Origin of the sequence: Tropicimonas sp. TH_r6 (assembly GCF_033101155.1) — a bacterium.
Classification (GTDB): domain Bacteria; phylum Pseudomonadota; class Alphaproteobacteria; order Rhodobacterales; family Rhodobacteraceae; genus Tropicimonas.
Map to the genome: position 1 here is coordinate 1 of NZ_JAWMPX010000099.1, position 436 is coordinate 436.

At 58.3% G+C, this 436-nt stretch carries 1 protein-coding gene; it reads right to left on the reverse strand.

Translation table 11 applies throughout. From position 1 onward, the window contains the following. Window positions 1–436 (reverse strand): DDE-type integrase/transposase/recombinase (locus tag R3X27_RS25560; protein WP_317711732.1); only part of this gene is annotated, 436 nt, incomplete at both ends.

Consider the following 436-nt stretch of genomic DNA (forward strand, 5'->3'; position numbering starts at 1 on the left):
GCAATGAACTCGGGGCCGTTGTCGGACCGAATGTAGTCCGGTGACCCACGCAGGATGAAGAGGTCTGTCAGAGCATCGACCACATCGGTCGAGTTGAGTTTGCGATCCACACGGATCATCAGCGCCTCTCTGGTGAACTCATCCAGGATGTTGAGCGTTCGATACGCCCGTCCGTCATGCGTTCGATCCTGAACGAAGTCGTAGGACCAGACATGGTTCGGACGTTCCGGTTGGAGCCGGATGCAGGAACCATCGTTCAGCCACAGCCGTCCTTTCTTTCGTTGCTTCGGCGGAACCTTCAGCCCCTCACGTTTCCAGATGCGCTCGACACGCTTGTGGTTCACATGCCACCCGGCCTGGTTCAGCAGCGCCGTCACCGGGCGATAGCCGTAGCGACCATATTGCCTTGCCAGTTCGATGACGTCGTCTGTAAGGC